This is a genomic window from Corynebacterium sp. HMSC068G04 (genome assembly GCF_001814885.1).
In the GTDB taxonomy this organism is placed as follows: Bacteria; Actinomycetota; Actinomycetes; order Mycobacteriales; family Mycobacteriaceae; genus Corynebacterium; species Corynebacterium hiratae.
Map to the genome: position 1 here is coordinate 121,389 of NZ_KV818353.1, position 460 is coordinate 121,848.

A 460-nucleotide genomic window follows, 5' to 3' on the forward strand; every position below is an offset into this window, starting at 1 on the left:
ATGAATCCGCCGGCATCATCTACCAGCTCTTCCAGAACGGCGTCGTGCTGAGCTCCGAGGACACCGGTACGCACGCTCTGGTGGGACGCATCGCCAAGGAATGGGCGTCGGGCGACAACTCGGCGACGCTCGGCTTGCCGACGTCCGACGAACTCCCCACCGGCTTCGGCAAGGAAGTCCGCGTGCAGTTCCAGGGCGGTTCCATTGTCTACAACCCGGAGACTGAGCAGATTCAGGTCTTCACGAACTAATCCCAGCCGCACCGTGTGCGCGTGCGGCTCTGTGGGATCGCCGATGTTGCGGGAGCCACCCGGTGGCTTCCGCTTCGGCGTTTGTTTGAGGTTTAGGTATCCGGCGGCGCTGCGTCGAGTACGTCCCCGTTAACCTGCTGCTGCAATGCTGCTTGCGCTGCCTTGTACGCCGGCTGGGACGTAATCGGCTCCGCCCAGGGTGGCACATA

Annotated in this window: 1 protein-coding gene; it reads left to right on the top strand. The window is 63.3% G+C overall.

The features are described from left to right. On the top strand, positions 1-251 hold a 251-nt coding region (locus tag HMPREF2993_RS12890), incomplete at its 5' end, for an LGFP repeat-containing protein (RefSeq protein WP_371325916.1). Between the last annotated feature and the right edge of the window lie 209 nt (positions 252-460).